Below are 14278 nucleotides of genomic sequence, written 5' to 3' on the forward strand. Positions count from 1 at the left end.
CCCAGGGAAGACATGACCCAGCATCTCGCCACCCCGGCCGACGCCCCGACCACCGGCACGCACACGGGCTGGTGGAGAGACGCGGTGATCTACCAGGTCTACCCGCGCAGCTTCGCCGACGGCAACGGCGACGGCATGGGCGACCTGGAGGGAATCCGCAGCCGGCTGCCGTACCTCAAGGAACTCGGCGTCGACGCCGTCTGGCTCTCCCCGTTCTACGCCTCGCCGCAGGCCGACGCCGGCTACGACGTCGCCGACTACCGGGCCATCGACCCCATGTTCGGCTCGCTCCTCGACGCCGACGCCGTGATCCGCGACGCCCACGCCCTGGGCCTGCGCATCATCGTCGACCTGGTCCCCAACCACTCCTCCGACCAGCACGAGTGGTTCCAGCGCGCGCTGCGCGAGGGCCCCGGGTCGGTCCTGCGCGAGCGCTACCACTTCCGCCCCGGCAAGGGCGAGAACGGCGAACTGCCGCCCAACGACTGGGAGTCCATCTTCGGCGGCCCCGCCTGGACCCGCACGGAGAACCCGGACGGCACCCCCGGCGACTGGTACCTCCACCTCTTCGCCCCGGAGCAGCCCGACTTCAACTGGGAACACCCCGCCGTCCGCGACGAGTTCCGCTCGATCCTGCGCTTCTGGCTCGACATGGGCGTCGACGGCTTCCGCGTCGACGTCGCCCACGGCCTCGTCAAGGCCGAGGGCCTGCCCGACCTCGGCGCCCACGACCAGCTGAAGCTGCTCGGCAACGACGTCATGCCCTTCTTCGACCAGGACGGCGTCCACGAGATCTACCGCTCCTGGCGGCAGGTCCTCTCCGAGTACGACGGCGAGCGCGTCCTCGTCGCCGAGGCCTGGACCCCGACCGTCGCCCGCACCGCGAACTACGTGCGCCCCGACGAGATGCACCAGGCCTTCAACTTCCAGTACCTGGGCACCCACTGGGACGCGGCCGAGCTGCGCCGCGTCATCGACGACTCGCTGGAGGCGATGCGCCCGGTCGGCGCGCCCACCACCTGGGTGCTGTCCAACCACGACGTCACCCGGCACGCCACCCGCTTCGCCAACCCGGCGGGCCTCGGCACCCAGCTCCGCGACCCCGGCGACCGCGAACTCGGCCTGCGCCGCGCCCGCGCCGCCACCCTGCTGATGCTGGCGCTGCCCGGCTCGGCGTACGTCTACCAGGGCGAGGAGCTCGGCCTGCCCGACGTCACCGACCTGCCCGACGAGGTCCGCCAGGACCCGTCGTTCTGGCGGGCGTCCGGCCAGGACGGCTTCCGCGACGGCTGCCGGGTCCCGATCCCGTGGACCGTCGAGGGCGGCTCGTACGGCTTCGGTGCCGGCGGCTCCTGGCTGCCGCAGCCCACCACCTGGGGCGGCCTGAGCGTCGAGGCGCAGACCGGCGACCCCGGCTCCACTCTGGAGCTGTACCGCAGCGCCCTCGCCGTGCGGCGGGCGCAGCCCGGACTCGGTGCGGGCGAGGCCGTCGAGTGGCTGGAGGCACCGGAGGGTGTGCTCTCCTTCCGCCGCGACGGCTTCGCCTGCATCGCCAACACCACCGGCCGGGCCATCTCCGTCCCGCTGCCCGGCCGGTTCCTTCTCTCGAACGAGGAGATCTCGATCGTCGCCGCCGACGGCGAGGAGACAGCGGTCCTGCCCGCCGACTCGACCGCCTGGTGGGCGGTGTGACGATCCCCCTGCCGCGGGGTGCCGGGAACGGCGCCCCGCGGCTCGCGGACATCGCGGCCCAGTCCGGGGTCAGCGAGGCCACCGTCAGCCGGGTCCTCAACGGCAAGGCGGGGGTGGCCGGCGCGACCCGGCACAAGGTGCTCGCGGCGCTCGACGTGCTCGGCTACGAGCGTCCCGTACGGCTGAAACGCCGCAGCGCGGGGCTCGTCGGGCTCGTCGTGCCCGAGCTGACCAACCCGATCTTCCCGGCGTTCGCGCAGGTCGTCGAGCAGGTCCTCGCCGGGCACGGCTACACCCCGGTGCTCTGCACCCAGATGCCCGGCGGCGCCACCGAGGACGAACTCGTCGAGCAGCTCGTGGAGCGCGGGGTGGCCGGCATCGTCTTCCTCTCCGGGCTGCACGCGGACGCCTCCGCCGACCCGGCCCGCTACGCCCGGCTGACCGCCCGGGGCGTGCCGTACGTCCTCATCAACGGCTACAACGAGCACATCGACGCCAACTTCGTCTCACCGGACGACCGGGCCGCGGCCCGGATGGCCGTGCGGCACCTGGTCGAGCTGGGGCACGAGCGGATCGGCCTCGCCATCGGCCCCACCCGCTACGTGCCCTCGCGCCGCAAGGCCGAGGGCTTCACCGCCGAGCTGTACGAGCTCCTCGGTGTGGAACGCGCCGACGCGGAACGGTTCATCAGGCCCACGCTCTTCGGTGTCGAGGGCGGGCACGCGGCCGCCGACATCCTGCTGCGCGAGGGCTGCACCGGCATCGTCTGCGGCTCCGACCTGATGGCGCTGGGCGTGATCCGCGCCGTGCGCGCCCGGGGCCTCGACGTGCCGGGGGACGTCTCCGTCGTCGGCTTCGACGACTCGCCGCTCATCGCCTTCACCAGCCCTCCGCTGTCCACCGTGCGCCAGCCCGTCCAGGCCATGGCGACGGCGGCCGTCGGCGCGCTCCTGGAGGAGATCGAGGGGAATCCCGTGCAGCGCACGGAGTTCGTCTTCCAGCCGGAGCTGGTGGTCCGCGGCTCCACGGCGCAGCCGCCCGCCCGCGCCACGCTGTCGCAAGTCCTTACGTAACAACTTGCGTTGCGGTGTCCGGAGGGTTGACCGGGCGTCGGGGCACTCGTACGGTCACGGCTGAAAACAGTTGCTGAAGTTTTCGGCAACTTCTTGCGACAGTGAAGTCGGCAGGAGGAATCATGGCCAGAAAAACCGTGGCCGCTGCACTCGCCCTCGTGGCGGGAGCCGCCGCTGTGGCCGTCACGGGAAACGCCCCGGCGCAGGCCGCCCCGCCCGGTGAGAAGGACGTCACCGCGGTGATGTTCGAGTGGAACTTCGCCTCGATAGCCCGGGAATGCACCGCCCGCCTCGGCCCCGCCGGATACGGATACGTCCAGGTCTCCCCGCCCCAGGAACACCTCCAGGGCGGCCAGTGGTGGACCTCGTACCAGCCCGTCAGCTACAAGATCGCCGGACGTCTCGGCGACCGCACCGCCTTCAAGAACATGATCGACACCTGCCACGCCGCCGGCGTCAAGGTCGTCGCCGACTCCGTCATCAACCACATGGCGAACGGCTCCGGTACGGGAACGGGCGGGACCCCGTTCTCCAAGTACGACTACCCGGGCCTGTACTCCGGCTCCGACATGGACGACTGCCGTGCGACGATCTCCGACTACCAGGACCGGGGCAACGTCCAGAACTGCGAACTGGTCCAGCTCCCCGACCTCGACACCGGCGAGGACCACGTCCGCGGCAAGATAGCCGGTTACCTCAACGACCTGCTCTCCCTCGGCGTCGACGGCTTCCGCATCGACGCCGCCAAGCACATGCCGGCCGCCGACCTCGCGAACATCAAGTCGCGGCTCACCAACCCCGGCGTGTACTGGAAGCTGGAGGCCATCCACGGCGCCGGCGAGGCCGTCTCCCCGAGCGAATACCTCGGCAGCGGAGACGTCCAGGAGTTCCGCTACGCCCGCGATCTCAAGCGCATCCTGCAGAACGAGAAGCTCGCCTACCTCAAGAACTTCGGCGAGGCCTGGGGCTACATGCCCTCCGGCCAGTCCGGCGTCTTCGTCGACAACCACGACACCGAGCGCGGCGGCGACACCCTGTCCTACAAGGACGGCGCGAACTACACCCTCGCCTCCGTCTTCGCGCTCGCCTGGCCCTACGGCTCCCCGGACGTCCACTCCGGCTACGAGTGGACCGACAAGGACGCCGGACCGCCCAACGGCGGCCAGGTCAACGCCTGTTACAGCGACGGCTGGAAGTGTCAGCACGCCTGGCGCGAGATCTCCTCCATGGTCGCCTTCCGCAACACCGCACGCGGCCAGGCCGTCACCGGCTGGTGGGACAACGGCAACAACGCGATCGCGTTCGGCCGCGGCACCAAGGCGTACGTGGCCGTCAACCACGAGACCTCGGCGCTCACCCGCACCTTCCAGACCTCGCTGCCCGCCGGCACCTACTGCGACGTCCAGTCGAACACTCCCGTGACGGTGAACGGATCCGGCCAGTTCACGGCCACCCTCGGCGCCAACACCGCGCTGGCCCTGCACGTGAACGCGATGAACTGCGGCTCCGGCACCACCCCGACCACCCCGCCGACGACCCCGCCCGCCACCTCGGGCGCGGCCTTCAACGTCACCGCCACCACCGTGGTCGGCCAGAACATCTACGTCACCGGCAACCGCGCCGAACTCGGCTCCTGGTCCCCGGCCGCCGCCCTCAAGCTCGACCCGGCCACGTACCCCGTCTGGAAGCTCACCGTCGGCCTGCCCGCCGGAACGGCCTTCGAGTACAAGTACATCCGCAAGGACGCCGCCGGAAACGTCACCTGGGAGTCCGGTGCCAACCGCACCGCGACCGTCCCCGCCTCCGGCCAGCTCGTCCTGAACGACACCTTCCGCAGCTGACCCTCCCTCTCCTCCAGGGCCGCCCCCGCACCGGGGCGGTCCTCCCACCCGTACCCCCGTCCCTCCTCCAGGGAGCACCCCCGTGACACGCAAGAGAACGGCGGTCGCACTGGCCGCCGCCCTGTGCGCCGCCCTCGTGCCGGCCGTCCCCGCGGCCGCCGCGCCCAGGCCTCCGGCCCCGCCGTCCGACCGGGCGCTCGCGGCCGAGCCCGCCCGCCAGGACCTCACCCGCGAGCAGTTCTACTTCGTCCTGCCCGACCGCTTCGCCAACGGCGACACCTCCAACGACCGGGGCGGCCTCACCGGCAGCCGGACTCAGACCGGCTTCGACCCCACCGACAAGGGCTTCTACCAGGGCGGCGACCTCAAGGGCCTCACGGAGCGGCTCGACTACATCAAGGGGCTCGGCACCACCGCCATCTGGATGGCGCCGATCTTCAAGAACCGGCCCGTGCAGGGGGAGGGCAAGGACGCCTCCGCCGGCTACCACGGTTACTGGATCACCGACTTCACCCAGGTCGACCCGCACTTCGGGACGAACGAGGACCTGGAGAAGCTGATCGCGGCCGCCCACCGCAAGGGCATGAAGGTCTTCTTCGACGTCATCACCAACCACACCGCCGACACCGTCGACTACGCCGAGCAGAAGTACGGCTACCGCCCCAAGGGCGCCTTCCCGTACCTCGACGAGGACGGCCGCCCCTTCGACGACCGCGAGGCCCTCGGCAAGGTCGACCGGGACTCCTTCCCGTACACCCCCGTGCCGTCCACCGAGAAGGCGGACGCCAAGGTCCCGGCCTGGCTCAACGACCCCACGATGTACCACAACCGGGGCGACTCCACCTGGGCCGGCGAGTCCGCCGAGTACGGCGACTTCGTCGGCCTCGACGACCTGTGGACCGAGCGCCCCGAGGTCGTCGACGGCATGCGGAGGATCTACGAGAAGTGGGTCCGCGACTTCAAGATCGACGGCTTCCGCATCGACACCGTCAAGCACGTCGACCTCGACTTCTGGACCCAGTGGGCCACCGCCCTCGACGCCTACGCCAAGAAGCAGGGCCGCGAGGACTTCTTCATGTTCGGCGAGGTCTACTCCGCCGACACCACCGTCACCTCCCCGTACGTCACCCGGGGCCGGCTCGACGCCACCCTCGACTTCCCGTTCCAGGACGCCGCCCGCGCCTTCGCCTCGCAGGGTGCCGGAGCCGACCGGCTCGCCAAGGTCTTCTCCGAGGACTACCGGTACACCACCGACAAGGCCAACGCCTACGAGCAGGTGACCTTCCTCGGCAACCACGACATGGGCCGCATCGGCACCTTCCTCAAGCAGGACAACCCGAACGCCTCCGACACCGAACTCGTCCGCCGGGCCACCCTCGCCAACGAGCTGATGTTCCTGTCCCGCGGCAACCCGGTGATCTACTACGGCGACGAGCAGGGCTTCACCGGCCCCGGCGGCGACAAGGACGCCCGCCAGACCCTCTTCGCCTCCAAGACCGCCGACTACCTCGACGACGACCAGCTCGGCACCGACCGCACCCACGCCACCGACGCGTACGACCCCACGCACCCGGTGTACAAGTCCGTCGCCGCCCTGTCGAAGCTGACCCGCGACAACCCGGCCCTCCGCGACGGCGTCCAGCAGGAACGGTACGCCGAAGGCTCCGTCTACGCCTTCTCCCGTACGGACACCACGACGCGCACCGAATACCTCGTCGCCACCAACAGCGCCACCACCGACAAGACGGTCACCGTCCCCGTCGACTCGGCGAACTTCCGTGCCCTGTACGGAAGCCAGGGCGCCGCGACCGCCGCGAACGGCAAGGTCACCGTCACCGTGCCCGCCCTCTCCTCCCTGGTCCTCAAGGCCGACAAGCCCCTTCCGGCCCCCGCCGTGAAGCCCTCCGTCAGCCTCAGGGCCCCCGCCGCCGGAGCGACCGGCACCGTCGAGCTCACCGCCGACGTCAGCGGCGGCGGCCTCAACCGCGTCGTCTTCGCCGCGCAGACCGGCAACGGCCGCTGGCAGACCCTCGGCACCGCCGACCACGCCCCCTACAAGGTCACCCAGCACATCACCGCCCCCGCAGGCACCGCCCTGCGCTACAAGGCGGTCGTCGTCGACAGCACCGGCCGCACCGCGAGCGCCACCGCCGCGAGCACCGCCGGGCAGGCTCCCGCGCCCGCGAAGCCGGTCGCCGTCGAGCGCACCTACGCCGTCGTCCACTACCAGCGCGAGGACGGGAACTACGACGGCTGGACCCTGAAGGGCGCCGGCCAGGAGGCCGCCTTCACCGGCCGCGACGCCCACGGCGCCTTCGCCTGGGTCAAGGTCCCCGAAGGCGCGTCCACCGTCGCGTACACCGTCGAGAAGAACGGCACCCCCGACGGCCCGCAGCGCAGCGTCGACCTCGGACGCACCGGCGAGGTCTGGATCACGCAGGGCGCCGACGGCCAGTCCGACACCAACCCGGCCCCGGTGACCCCGGACAAGACCAAGGCCGTCCTCCACTACCAGCGCGCCGACGGGAACTACGAGGGCTGGGGCCTCCACACCTGGACCGGCGCCGCCCAGCCCACCGACTGGTCCAAGCCCGTCATGCCGACCCGGGTCGACGCCTACGGCGCCGTCTACGAGGTCCCGCTCACCGAGGGCGCGAGTTCCCTCTCGTACATCCTCCACAAGGGCGACGAGAAGGACCTGCCCACCGACCAGTCCCTCGACCTGGCGAGCCTCGGCCACGAGGTGTGGCTGCTCTCCGGACAGCCCAAGTACCTGCTCCCGACCGTCGGCGGCGCCCCGAACCTCGACCTCGGCAAGGCCGAGGCCCAGTGGATCGACCGGAACACCGTCGTCTGGAAGGTCAAGGCCACCGAGGCCACCAGCCAGCAGCTCGTGTACGCCGAGGACGGCGGGATCACCGTCACCGACGGCGCCCTGAACACCGAGGGCCGGTGGCTGCGGCTCAACCAGACCGCCCTCACCGACGCCCAGAAGGCGAAGTACCCGCACCTCGCGGAGTACCCGGCCTTCACCGTCGACCCGCGCGACACCGAGCGCGTCCGCGACTCCCTGCGCGGACAGCTGATCGCCACCCAGCGCGCCGCCAACGGCGCCCTGCTCGCCGCCACCGGCGTCCAGACCGCCGGAGTCCTCGACGACCTCTACGCGAAGAAGGCCACCGGCGCAGCCCTCGGCCCCGTCTTCCGCGGCGGCAAGGTCGGCCTCTCCGTGTGGGCCCCCACCGCGCAGTCCGTGGCCCTCGAACTCGACGGCCGGACCGTGCCCATGCGGCGCGACGACACCTCCGGCGTCTGGTCCGTCACCGGCCCCACGTCCTGGACGGGCAAGCCGTACCGCTACGTGGTGAAGGTCTGGGCCCCCAGCATCCAGAAGGTCGTCACCAACAAGGTCACCGACCCCTACTCCACCGCCCTCACCACCGACTCCGCCCGCAGCCTCGCCGTCGACCTCACCGACCCGAAGCTCGCCCCGTCCGGCTGGCGCGACCTCCGGAAGCCGGCCGCCGTGCCCCTGCGCGACGCCCAGATCCAGGAACTCCACATCCGTGACTTCTCCGTCGCGGACCCGACGGCGAAGGCCGACCACCGGGGCACCTACCTCGCCTTCACGGACAAGACGAGCAAGGGCTCCCGGCACCTGCGCGAGCTCGCCGCCTCCGGCACCTCCTACGTCCACCTCCTCCCGGCCTTCGACATCGGCACCATCCCCGAGAAGAAGTCCGACCGGACCACCCCCGCCTGCGACCTGAAGGTCTACGCGCCCGACTCCGAGGAGCAGCAGGCCTGCGTGGCCGCCGCCGCGGCCAAGGACGCCTACAACTGGGGCTACGACCCGCTGCACTACACCGTCCCCGAGGGCTCCTACAGCACCGACCCCGAAGGCACCCGCCGCACGGTCGAGTTCCGGCAGATGGTCCAGGCCCTCAACGGCAACGGCCTGCGCACCGTCATGGACGTCGTCTACAACCACACCGTCGCCGCCGGACAGTCCGACAAGTCCGTGCTCGACCGGATCGTCCCCGGCTACTACCAGCGCCTCCAGGCCGACGGCACCGTCGCCAACTCGACCTGCTGCGCCAACACCGCACCCGAGAACGCGATGATGGGCAAGCTCGTCGTCGACTCCCTCGTCACCTGGGCCAAGGACTACAAGGTCGACGGCTTCCGCTTCGACCTCATGGGCCACCACCCCAAGGCCAACATCCTCGCCGTCCGCAAGGCCCTCGACGAGCTGACCCTCGCCAAGGACGGCGTCGACGGCAAGGCGATCATCCTCTACGGCGAGGGCTGGAACTTCGGCGAGATCGCCGACGACGCCCGCTTCGTCCAGGCCACCCAGAAGAACATGGCCGGCACCGGCATCGCGACCTTCTCCGACCGGGCCCGCGACGCCGTCCGCGGCGGCGGCCCCTTCGACGAGGACCCCGGCGTCCAGGGCTTCGCCTCGGGCCTCTTCACCGACCCCAACACGTCCACCGCCAACGGCACCCCGGAGCAGCAGAAGGCCCGGCTCCTCCACTACCAGGACCTCATCAAGGTCGGCCTGACCGGCAACCTCGCCGACTACCACTTCACCGACACCTCCGGCCGTACGGTCAAGGGCAGCCAGGTCGACTACAACGGCGCACCCGCCGGATACGCCGCCGCCCCCGGCGAGGCCCTCGCCTACGCCGACGCCCACGACAACGAGACCCTGTACGACGCGCTCGCCTTCAAGCTCCCGGCGGGCACGCCGGCCGCGGACCGGGCCCGCATGCAGGTCCTCGCCATGGCCACCGCGACCCTCTCGCAGGGCCCCGCGCTCTCCCAGGCGGGCTCGGACCTGCTGCGCTCCAAGTCCCTCGACCGCAACTCCTACGACAGCGGCGACTGGTTCAACGCGATCCACTGGGACTGCGGCGACGGCAACGGCTTCGGCCGCGGCCTCCCGCCGGCCCCCGACAACAAGGCCAAGTGGGGCTACGGAAAGCCGCTCCTGGTGAACCCGGCCCTCGGCGTCGGCTGCGAGCAGATCGACGGCGCCTCCGCCGCGTACCGCGACCTCCAGAAGATCCGTACCACCGAGCCGGCCTTCTCCCTCGCGACCGCGGGCCAGGTGCAGAACGCGCTGTCCTTCCCGCTCTCGGGCCGCGAGGAGACCCCGGGCGTGATCACGATGCGCCTGGGCGACCTGGTGGTGGTCTTCAACGCGAGCACGCGGCAGCAGACGCAGCAGGTCTCCGGCCTGGCCGGGACGCCGTACGCCCTGCACCCGGTGCAGGCGAACGGCTCCGACACGGTCGTGAAGGCGTCGTCCTACGAGCCGGGTTCGGGCACCTTCACGGTCCCGGCGCGGACGGTGGCGGTCTTCACGGCGAAGTGACGCCCGCCCCCGGGGTGAGCGACCGCTCCATCAGGGTCACCCCGTAGCGCGTGCCGTCGGCGGCGAGCTTTCCCGGCTCCTCGCCGACGGCACGGTAACCCGCGGCCTCGTAGTACGTACGGAGTCGCGGGTTGTTCGACAGACAGTCCAGCCGCGCGACCGACCGGCCGCCGGCCGCGACACGGCCCTCGGCGTGCGCGAGCAGCGCCCGCCCGGTCCCGGCGGGCGCGGACGCCCGGTCCGTCATCAGCCGGTGGACGTACCCGGCGACCGGCGGCTGCGGGCCCCAGGCCTGTTCGTCCTCCCACCACAGTTCGTACGCGCCGACGGCCAGGCCGCCGCGGGCCGCCAGCCACACCTCGCCGGCGGCGACGCGCTCACGGAAGTGACCGGCGCCCTTCCCGCCGGGCCTCCACTGGTCGATCCCGCTCCGCAGCATCCACCGGGCCGCGCCGTCGTACATTCCCACCAGGAGGTCCACGTCGCGGGCATCCGCCTGCCGGAAGGTCACTTGTGCCGTCATGGCGATCACCGTAAAGGTGGGGCCAGACATCCGACAGCCGTATCCCTCTGGCCGGGAGTGCCTCATGCCGCAGATCACCGTCGACCACTCCGTGCCCCTCGACCGGCGCGGCTTCGCGCTCGCCCTGCACCCGCTCGTCGTGGAGGCGGTCGACACCAGGCTCGACGCCTGCAAGACCCGGTTCCGCGAGGTCCAGGAGGCGGTCGTCGGCGACGGATCGGCCGACGACGTGATCGTGCACGTCGAGATCGCCCTGCTGTCCGGCCGCACGGACGAGGTCAAGGCACGCCTCTCCCGGGCCGTCCTCGACCTGCTGCCGCGATTCGTCGAGGCGAAGGAGGACGTCCGGCTGTCCGTCGAGATCCGGGACCTCGAATCGTCCTACCGCAAGCGCTGATCGGGGACGGAGGGCACGTCGGCCGACACGGCCGGAACGAGCGCGACGAGCCGGGCCACCAGCTCCCCGAAGGGGCCGTCGGCCGGCTCGTCGGCCAGGATGCCGACCAGCATCTCCGCCATGTCCGCGTCGTACGCGGCGCTCACCGCGGCGAGCGCCCCGAAGTCGTGCACGAGCTGCAACTCCAGCTCGGCGCGCGGGACCCGGCGGCCGTCCAGCCAGATCAGCGCCGTCGACTCGGCGAGCGACACCCAGGAACGCACGACCAATTCGAGCCTGGCCGAGGGCTTCTCGACCTGGAGATGGGCGAGGATCTGCACGTACGCGGCGTGCCGCACCTCGTCGATCATCGCGTTCGTCGTGGAGGAACCCACCGCGGGCCCGCCCCGCATCAGCGCCGCGAACCCCGGCCCGTGGTCGTCGACGAAGTCGAAGAACCGGCCCATCACCCGCAACAGCCGTGCCCCCAGCGGCCCCTGCGGGGGCTCCACGAACCGGGCCGCGAGCTCGTCGGCCGCGCGCCTGAGGGCCGCCTCGTAGAGGCTCTGCTTGCCGGGGAAGTAGTGGTAGACAAGCGGCCGCGAGATCCCCGCGGCCGCGGCGATCTCGTCGATGGACACCTCGTCGGGAGAGCGGTGGCTGAAGAGTTCGAGGGCCACCCCGATCAACTGCTGCTTGCGCTCCTCGACGCCCATCCTGCGGCGTACCCCGGTCGTCATACGAACAGCCTAACGGCGTCCGATACGCTCCTGCCCCATGAGCGCTTCCGACCAGGACACCCCGGCCGCCCAGGCCACCGAGGCCCCGGAGGCCCCCGAGGCCGAAGAGCCCGACACCGTACGCGAGGAGGCCTCGGCCGAGGGCCCGAAGGCGGACGCACCCGCCGAGGTCGCCCGGGCCGCGACGGACGAGCTCGACGAGGCCGACGCGGACGACGAGGTCGCTGCGGGCGAGGCGGACGACGAGCACGACGACGCCGACGAGGCGGACGAGGTGGACGAGGCGGCCGGGGACGACGAAGCCGCCGTGGACGGCCTCACGCCCAAGCAGGCGCGGCGCATCCGCGTCGCCGTCGCCTCCGTGCTGCTCGTCGCGATGGCCGTCGTCCTGGTGATCCGTCTCGCGAGCCGGACGTCCGTCCTGGTCGTCGGGGTGTACGGACTCGCGATGATCCTCTGCGGGATCGTGATCGAGCTCTCCCGCAACGGCCGTACGCGGCTCGGCACCTGGCTCCTGGTGGGAGGCCTCCTCGCCGCGCTGGCCCTCGACTGGCTGGTCCTGCCCTAGGGGTGCCTTGCCGATCAGGCAGGGCCCGAGCGACAGGGCACTCCCTGGCATCCGCTCTCAGAGGTCGAGGACGAGCCGCTTCCCCGCGCAGCGCGAGACGCAGATCAGCATCGAGCCGTCCCGCTCGGCGTCGGTGAGCAGCTCGTCCCGGTGGTCGATCTCGCCCTCCAGGACCCGCTGCCGGCAGGTCCCGCAGAAGCCCTGCCGGCAGGAGTACATGAGGCCCGGTACCTCCTCGTGGACCGCCGCGAGGACCGACTGGTCCGCCGCCACCCGCACCGTGCGTCCGGAGCGGCGCAGCTCGACCTCGAACGCCGTGCCGCCGGTCGTCGCGGCGGCCGAGAAGCGCTCCATACGCGGGGCCACGCCCTCCGGCATCGCCTCCGTCACGGCGTCCATGAGCCCGTCGGGACCGCAGCAGTAGACGGGGGTCCAGGCCGGTACGTCGGCGAGGAAGCCCAGGTCGGGGCGGCCGGACTCGTCCTCGGCGACGACGGTCACCCGGCCCCCGGGGCGGCCGAGGGCCTCGATCTCCGCCAGGTACGGCATGGTGGCGCGGCTGCGCCCGCAGTACACGAGCCGCCAGTCCGCCCCGGCCGCCTCGGCGGCGCGCAGCATCGGCAGGACCGGCGTGATGCCGATGCCGCCGGCGACGAAGACGTACGCGGGGGAGTCGACGAGCGGGAAGCGGTTGCGCGGGCCCCGGATCTCGATCTCCACGCCCTCGTGGAGCTGTTCGTGGACCTCGCGCGAGCCGCCCCGGCCGCCCTGCCCGGTCTCGATCAGCCGGGTCGCGACGGTGTACGCGGTGGGGTCGGCCGGGTCGCCGCAGAGCGAGTACTGCCGGACGAGTCCGGAGGGCAGGACGAGGTCGATGTGCGCGCCGGGCTGCCAGGCGGGCAACGCGCGTCCCTCCAGGCGCAGTTCGACGACCCCGTCGGCCGGTGCGCCGCGCGAGGTGACGAGGGCCTTGCGGGGGACCGTGCTGCCCCGGCCGTATCCGGACACCGGCTCGTCGAGGGCGGGCATCGGCCACAGCGGGGCGGTCGTCATCCGGCTGCGGACCGCGCGGCGGACGAGCAGCGCGGCCCCGGCGACGAGGGCGACGGTGGTGAACCGGGGCATCAGCGGCCTCCGTTGGCGCCGGGGGAGGAGGCCAGGTACGCCGCCGCCTGCGCGGTGTCACCCTCCTGGGAGGGGTGGTAGGCGCGGCTCAGGTAGCGGGGTATCGAGCGCAGCATGTCCGGGGTGGAGGGCAGCACGCCCTGCCGGCCCTTGCGCACGAACTGGCCCAGGGAGGCCTTGCCGTCGAGGAGGGTGGGGTCGTTCTCCATGAAGAAGCGGACGCCCCGCTGCCAGAGGAAGACCAGCGCGGAGAACGCCAGCGCCCAGGTGCGGGCGCGACGCCGGTAGCCGCCGTCGAGGTGCATGAACAGCTCGAAGGCGACCGAGCGGTGCTCGACCTCCTCCGCACCGTGCCAGCGCAGCAGGTCGAGCATGGTGGGGTCGGCGCCGACGCGGTCGAGCTCGTCGGCGTTGAGGACCCAGTTGCCGAGGAAGGCGGTGTAGTGCTCGATCGCGGCGATCATCGCGACCCGCTCCATCAGCCACCAGCGGCGCGGCCGCCCCGGCGGCAGGGTCCGGTCCCCGAGGAGCTTCTCGAAGAACCAGTCGACCTGCGCGGTGTACGGGGTCGGGTCGAGGCCCTGCTCCCGGAGGTGGGGCAGGACGTCGTCATGGGCCTGGGAGTGGATGGCCTCCTGGCCGATGAAGCCGATGACGTCCGCGCGCAGCCGGTCGTCGGTGATGTACGGCAGCGCCTGCCGGTAGACGTGCACGAACCAGCGCTCGCCGGCCGGGAGCAGCAGGTGCAGCACGTTGATGGTGTGCGTGGTGAAGGGATCGCCGGGTACCCAGTGGAGCGGAGTCTCCTCCCAGTCGAAGGAGACCTTTCGGGCCTTGAGCTCGACGTGCTCCGACGCCACCGGTGCAGGCTGCGTATTAGACATGGCGTCAATGTACTGAGGGGTAGGCGGTGGCGACAGAGGTGTGCACGGTCTTTCTGACCGGTGGGGGAGCGGA

Annotated in this window: 10 protein-coding genes; 6 read left to right on the forward strand and 4 right to left on the reverse strand. The window is 71.7% G+C overall.

What is annotated here, in order from left to right; translation table 11 throughout:
* The first annotated feature begins 12 nt into the window (after nucleotides 1-12).
* The 4 genes from IF00_RS0103965 (at nucleotide 13) to pulA (ending at nucleotide 9989) form a co-directional block, all read left to right on the forward strand.
* Nucleotides 13-1692, forward strand: coding sequence for a glycoside hydrolase family 13 protein (locus IF00_RS0103965; protein WP_030314230.1), 1680 nt, complete (start codon nucleotides 13-15; stop codon nucleotides 1690-1692).
* Complete coding sequence (locus IF00_RS0103970; protein ID WP_078944533.1) at nucleotides 1680-2765, forward strand: LacI family DNA-binding transcriptional regulator; 1086 nt, start codon at nucleotides 1680-1682, stop codon at nucleotides 2763-2765. The genes IF00_RS0103965 and IF00_RS0103970 overlap by 13 nt, the downstream gene beginning before the upstream one ends.
* A gap of 122 nt (nucleotides 2766-2887) precedes the next feature.
* On the forward strand, nucleotides 2888-4606 hold the full coding sequence (locus tag IF00_RS0103975; RefSeq protein WP_030314233.1) for a carbohydrate-binding module family 20 domain-containing protein: 1719 nt from the start codon (nucleotides 2888-2890) through the stop codon (nucleotides 4604-4606).
* Between the two features lie 82 nt (nucleotides 4607-4688).
* Nucleotides 4689-9989: a pullulanase-type alpha-1,6-glucosidase gene (gene pulA / locus IF00_RS0103980; RefSeq protein WP_030314235.1), complete on the forward strand. Its 5301-nt coding sequence runs from the start codon at nucleotides 4689-4691 to the stop codon at nucleotides 9987-9989.
* On the opposite strand, the gene IF00_RS0103985 is transcribed toward pulA, so the two are convergent.
* A complete protein-coding gene (locus IF00_RS0103985; RefSeq protein WP_030314237.1) occupies nucleotides 9976-10512 on the reverse strand; it encodes a GNAT family N-acetyltransferase in 537 nt (178 codons plus the stop codon). The genes pulA and IF00_RS0103985 overlap by 14 nt on opposite strands.
* 64 nt (nucleotides 10513-10576) lie before the next feature.
* Between IF00_RS0103985 and IF00_RS0103990 the strand changes: the two genes are divergently transcribed.
* On the forward strand, nucleotides 10577-10909 hold the full coding sequence (locus IF00_RS0103990; RefSeq protein ID WP_030314239.1) for a 5-carboxymethyl-2-hydroxymuconate Delta-isomerase: 333 nt from the start codon (nucleotides 10577-10579) through the stop codon (nucleotides 10907-10909).
* On the opposite strand, the gene IF00_RS0103995 is transcribed toward IF00_RS0103990, so the two are convergent.
* Nucleotides 10894-11628, reverse strand: a complete 735-nt coding sequence (locus IF00_RS0103995; protein WP_030314240.1) for a TetR/AcrR family transcriptional regulator — start codon at nucleotides 11626-11628, stop codon at nucleotides 10894-10896. The two genes, IF00_RS0103990 and IF00_RS0103995, sit on opposite strands and share 16 nt — an antisense overlap.
* 37 nt (nucleotides 11629-11665) lie before the next feature.
* Between IF00_RS0103995 and IF00_RS0104000 the strand changes: the two genes are divergently transcribed.
* Nucleotides 11666-12196, forward strand: a complete 531-nt coding sequence (locus IF00_RS0104000; RefSeq protein ID WP_030314242.1) for a hypothetical protein — start codon at nucleotides 11666-11668, stop codon at nucleotides 12194-12196.
* A 57-nt stretch (nucleotides 12197-12253) separates the two neighbouring features.
* Here the strand turns inward: IF00_RS0104000 and IF00_RS0104005 are convergent, their stop codons facing one another.
* Both IF00_RS0104005 and IF00_RS0104010 read right to left on the reverse strand, forming a co-directional pair.
* The gene (locus IF00_RS0104005) at nucleotides 12254-13321 is read right to left on the reverse strand and encodes a PDR/VanB family oxidoreductase (protein ID WP_030314245.1); all 1068 of its coding nucleotides are present in this window, start codon (nucleotides 13319-13321) and stop codon (nucleotides 12254-12256) included.
* Nucleotides 13321-14205 (reverse strand): metal-dependent hydrolase, encoded by an 885-nt coding sequence (locus tag IF00_RS0104010; protein WP_030314252.1) that lies wholly within the window; start codon nucleotides 14203-14205, stop codon nucleotides 13321-13323. Before IF00_RS0104010 ends, IF00_RS0104005 begins: the two co-directional genes overlap by 1 nt.
* Nucleotides 14206-14278 lie beyond the last annotated feature (73 nt).

The organism is Streptomyces flavochromogenes (assembly GCF_000717595.1).
GTDB classification, from domain to species: Bacteria; Actinomycetota; Actinomycetes; order Streptomycetales; family Streptomycetaceae; genus Streptomyces; species Streptomyces flavochromogenes.

Excerpts from the sequence above, each read along its gene's own strand:
- IF00_RS0103965 (WP_030314230.1), top strand. The coding sequence starts at position 13 with ATGACCCAGCATCTCGCCACCCCGGCCGACGCCCCGACCACCGGCACG.
- IF00_RS0104010 (WP_030314252.1), bottom strand. The coding sequence starts at position 14,205 with ATGTCTAATACGCAGCCTGCACCGGTGGCGTCGGAGCACGTCGAGCTC.
- IF00_RS0104000 (WP_030314242.1), top strand. The coding sequence starts at position 11,666 with ATGAGCGCTTCCGACCAGGACACCCCGGCCGCCCAGGCCACCGAGGCC.
- IF00_RS0103990 (WP_030314239.1), top strand. The coding sequence starts at position 10,577 with ATGCCGCAGATCACCGTCGACCACTCCGTGCCCCTCGACCGGCGCGGC.
- IF00_RS0103975 (WP_030314233.1), top strand. The coding sequence starts at position 2,888 with ATGGCCAGAAAAACCGTGGCCGCTGCACTCGCCCTCGTGGCGGGAGCC.
- IF00_RS0103995 (WP_030314240.1), bottom strand. The coding sequence starts at position 11,628 with ATGACGACCGGGGTACGCCGCAGGATGGGCGTCGAGGAGCGCAAGCAG.
- IF00_RS0104005 (WP_030314245.1), bottom strand. The coding sequence starts at position 13,321 with ATGCCCCGGTTCACCACCGTCGCCCTCGTCGCCGGGGCCGCGCTGCTC.
- IF00_RS0103985 (WP_030314237.1), bottom strand. The coding sequence starts at position 10,512 with ATGACGGCACAAGTGACCTTCCGGCAGGCGGATGCCCGCGACGTGGAC.